General features: G+C 63.5%; 4 protein-coding genes. All 4 read right to left on the bottom strand.

Going from position 1 to position 3,919, the window contains the following annotated elements; all coding sequences use genetic code 11:
• On the bottom strand, positions 1-769 hold a 769-nt coding region (locus ACILSL_RS27175), incomplete at its 3' end, for a hypothetical protein (protein ID WP_395735210.1).
• 4 nt (positions 770-773) lie between these two features.
• Positions 774-1,340 (bottom strand): hypothetical protein, encoded by a 567-nt coding sequence (locus ACILSL_RS27170; RefSeq protein ID WP_395735209.1) that lies wholly within the window; start codon positions 1,338-1,340, stop codon positions 774-776.
• Between the two features lie 5 nt (positions 1,341-1,345).
• Positions 1,346-2,158 carry a hypothetical protein gene (locus ACILSL_RS27165; RefSeq protein ID WP_395735208.1) on the bottom strand — a complete coding sequence of 271 codons (813 nt, stop codon included), beginning with the start codon at positions 2,156-2,158 and terminating at the stop codon, positions 1,346-1,348.
• Positions 2,155-3,919: hypothetical protein (locus tag ACILSL_RS27160; RefSeq protein WP_395735207.1), on the bottom strand; the 1,765-nt coding region annotated here is incomplete at its 5' end. The genes ACILSL_RS27165 and ACILSL_RS27160, both read right to left, overlap by 4 nt.

Here is a 3,919-nt window from a genome sequence, read left to right as displayed (position 1 = left end):
AGGTGTTGGTGTAGCCGATGCGGCGGATCACACCGAGCACGTCGCCGCCCCATGGCACGCTCGTAATTGCAGGCAACGCGGCATCAATCGTGGCGATGATGTCATTGGTGGTGACCTCCTCGGACAACGTGCGCGAGTGCGTGTAGCTGCCCGGTCGGGCGTTGGGGCTGTTTGAGCAGGTCCAGTTTTCAGTCCACTGCGTGGCCGTGATGTTTACCGTGGGGAAACCGCAGCCGATGCCGGCGGGACAGTCATAAGCGTCACAACGCGAGGCGACGGTCTGCTTTCCCGCGATGGAACCGCCGTCAGAGTAGGGAGTGCCGTTGAGCCGGATGCCGTTGAACTGCCAGGTGCCCTGCAAGCAACCGTGTTCGTCGATGGTGGCCGATTCGGAATACTGACCGCTCTGCATGACCACTCCTTTCCAGACAAAGTGAACAGACTGCTCGCTCCAACTGCGCGTGCGGTTGCCACTGTAGGTGATGTTGCCCCACTGATCATAAACAGCGGTGACCTGCTCGGAGCCATGCCAGTTGCCCGCGCCATTGAGCGGTGAACGGCTGCTGTTGAACTGGGTGGAGCTGACCAGCCTGCGATAGGCTTTGTCGTTGAGGAAGTTGAACGCACGATGTCCGAGCGGCCCGAGTCGCATGCTGGCGCTGCGGGTTTGCAGGCGTGCGCTGGCGGTGCAGTTGCAGCCGCAGTGCATGGGTGCGGCGAAGAAGGATTGAGCCGCGCTCAGGCAGGGATTCCAGTCGGGAGCAGCCATGGTGTCAGTTTTCCTCCCAGCGGATCATGAACTGGCTCATTGCGCAGTCGATCTGCACGACGTTGCGCGTGAGCGAGAGATTCTTGGAGCACATCTGATAGGTGACTCCGTCATCGTCCACGTAGGCGACGGGGTAGTAGGCGTCCGTGGGCGGAGCATCCGCGCTGAACCAGGACGGCGGGATGTTGGGTGGCGAGGCCGCGCTCTGCATCTGCACGGCTGTCACCGAGCCGTAGGCATTGAGAGTGGCATGGACCCACACGTAGCGGTTCTTGGTGAAGGACGTGGCGACGTTGCCGGGCACGATGCCGTTCACACTGCCGGGCGTGAGCTTGTAGCTGTTGCCCGAGGAGCGGATGCGCCACGGATGATCGACGGTGCTGCCACCGCCGCCCTTGGAGCGAAGATGCACGCCCTGCGCGATCTCCTGGGCCTCGATGCCCTCCACGCTGATTTTGCCGCTTTGGATGAGCGGCGCCAGCACGCGCATGAGCGTGCCCCAGCGTACGAAGGCGCGAGACGGGACGCTGCCTCCGCCTGGACGTGCCTTGTGTGTTTGGACCAGGGACATGGCGATTATCCGGGCAGCACCGGCCAGACGAACTCATAGGTGTAGGTGGTGGCCCACACGCTGCCCACGTTGTCCGCGTCGATGCTCGCGAGCTTCCAGTTCCACGGCCATTGGAACACCACGTTGGTGCCCTCGTAGTAGAGGTTCTGGATGGGCGGAGCGTCGGGCGGTGCCATCATGCCGGGAATGGCCGCCGTGTTGGGATGCTGGGTCGTGATGTAGGTGTCCATCACCACCACCTTGGGGAAACTGAACTGCGACTTGCGCGGGTCCTGCCATCCGCCCGGCACGTTGAGGTAAACGGGATCGCCCGGCGAGAGGATCTGCTCGTTGACCGCGATGCGGCGCTTGTAAGGCTTCTCGCCCAGCAGTCCGCGATAGGTGGCGCTGATGCGGAAGTAACCGGCCTCAAGTTCATCCTCGGTCACGTCCACGCAGTGCATGGAGGCATGGCCGGCCGGGGAGGAACCCAGCGCGATCAAGCCGGTTCCCAGTGCGATCCATTCCTCGCTGCCCTCGTCAAAGGTGTCGATCGTGCGGCGGAAGCTGCTCTTCAATTTTCGGTTGGGCTTGCTGCCCAGCACGCCGAGGCATTGCAGGCGGTGGACGTAGCGCCCGGGATAATCCTCCTCGATTTCGACCTCCTGGATGACCAGTCCGCTGTAGCCGGGAGCCGCCGCGCCGGGATTGAAGGCCACGATGTTGGGGCTGAACCACTCCAGCGTGCCGCTGTCCAGGCCGTCCATGCGGCGGTTGAACCGCGCACCGGGCATGGCGAAGCTCGTCTCGCCGAATTCATGGAAGGGCGCGACACTCATACGGCGGTGAAGTCTCCGATGCCCTCGCGGATTTCCGTGAGGAGTTGAACGATTTGATTGCCCTCGGTGAGCTTCACCGAATCGGAGCCGCGCCCGCCCGACTGGTTGGCCGCCGCCTTGCCACGCAGCACTTCACCGGCGCGTTCGAGGGCGGACTTGCGCTGCGGACCATTCTGGAATCGACGGTCGGTGCCGCGATAGAAGGCGTCATACTTGTACTGCCCGTTGGAGTTCTTCTCCTGCAGCGCGTCAAAGTAGGCCAGTCCGCCGAAGGATGGCAGGCCCGCAGGACGGGAGTAGCCCATGATGCGCTTGCGCCCGTTCTCGGTGCGCTCGCCACGTTTGGCCGCCTTGTCCTCAAGGTCGGACTTGGCCTGGGCAATGCGCAGTGCCTCTTCCTGCGACATGCCGGTCTCCTCGGCGATGCGCTTGGCTTCCTGCTGGATGCGGAGCTGTTTTTCCAACGCGTCCGCCTCCTTGTTGCGGCCACGCGCGCGGAGATCGAGCACTTGAAGGTCGTTGGCGATGCCGGCACGGGCTTCGTTCTGCTGGGCTTTCTTTTCCGCCTCTGCCTTCTGCTGCCGTTCCTTCTCGTTGCTGATTTGTTCTTCGAGGGAGAGAATTTCACCGAGGAGCTTCTGGCGCTGCAGTTCGAGCTGGAGGATTTCCTCGGTGTCCTGCCCGCCCATGCCTTCCATGTAAGCCTTCTCGCGCGCGGCCTGCATTGCGGCTTCGAGATCGGCCACCTTGCCCTTGGCATATTCAAGGTTCTCCTCCGGGCTGAGCTGCTGCTTGAGATTGGCTTCCTTGGCCTGGTCGATCTGGTCGCGGATGCCCTGCATGCGCTTTTCCTGCGCTTCGAGTTCCTTCTGGCCCTTCTCGATACTCTCGGCGGCTGCCTTCTGCGCGTCGGCGATTTTCTTGGCCCACTCAGCGGCTTCCCTAGCAGCTTGGCGCTGCTTCTCCTGGGCGGCTGCTGCCTCCTCAGCCTCGATCTTGCCTTGAGCGAGAGCTTGTGTCGCCACTTCCATGCGGTCGCTGAAACTGCCACCCAGCCCACCGAAGAGGGCCACGCCGGTGACCGTCGCAAAGTCGGAAACGCTCAGCAGCGCGTCAGCCGTCCATGCTTTGAGCTTGAGGATGCCAGCATCGAGCTGGTCGTTGAAGTCGGAGAGGCGGTCCACCTGTGCCTGGCTCAGCACGGGAGTGTCGGCGAGGGCCTGCAGTGCCTCGCGGCCCTGCACGAGCAGGGGAATGAGTTCCGCGCCATTGCGGCCCATCAGATCGAACACCTCCGCGAAACCTTCGCCGCGGCTGCGGGCGTTGATGAACGCATCGGAGAGCGCCAGCACCTGATCCTCGATCGACAAGGTGCGCAGTTGCGAGGCGCTTACGCCCAGCGCCCGCAGTGCTTCGGCGGTCTTGTCACTGCCTTCCGAGTCGGCCAGTGAGCGCGTGAGTTTGGACACGCCTTTGACGAGGGTGTCCACGTCCGAGCCGGAGAGCTTGGCCATCGCGCCGAGGCGTTGCAGACTCTCGACGCTGGTATCGAGCTGGATGGCCATGTCCCCCAGCCGGTCGAACTCGTCGATGACGGACTTCAGTCCCGCGATGGATCCAACCGCCGCCGTGAGCTGGCCAAAGCCACCAACTACGTCGGCGCTCATCGCCCTGCCGAGTGTGCCGCGCGCACGCGTTGCGAATCCTGACAGGATGCCCTGGGCCTTTGCCGCCCCAGCCTGCAGGTCGCTGTTGTCCCAG

Origin of the sequence: Prosthecobacter sp. (assembly GCF_044222345.1) — a bacterium.
In the GTDB taxonomy this organism is placed as follows: domain Bacteria; phylum Verrucomicrobiota; class Verrucomicrobiia; order Verrucomicrobiales; family Verrucomicrobiaceae; genus Prosthecobacter.
Note: the sequence above shows the minus strand (reverse complement) of the source record. Positions and strands in the feature narration are given on the sequence as shown.

What these genes read in the sequence shown, in the direction of transcription:
- ACILSL_RS27170 (WP_395735209.1), bottom strand. Translation starts at nt 1,340, where the DNA reads ATGTCCCTGGTCCAAACACACAAGGCACGTCCAGGCGGAGGCAGCGTC.
- ACILSL_RS27165 (WP_395735208.1), bottom strand. Translation starts at nt 2,158, where the DNA reads ATGAGTGTCGCGCCCTTCCATGAATTCGGCGAGACGAGCTTCGCCATG.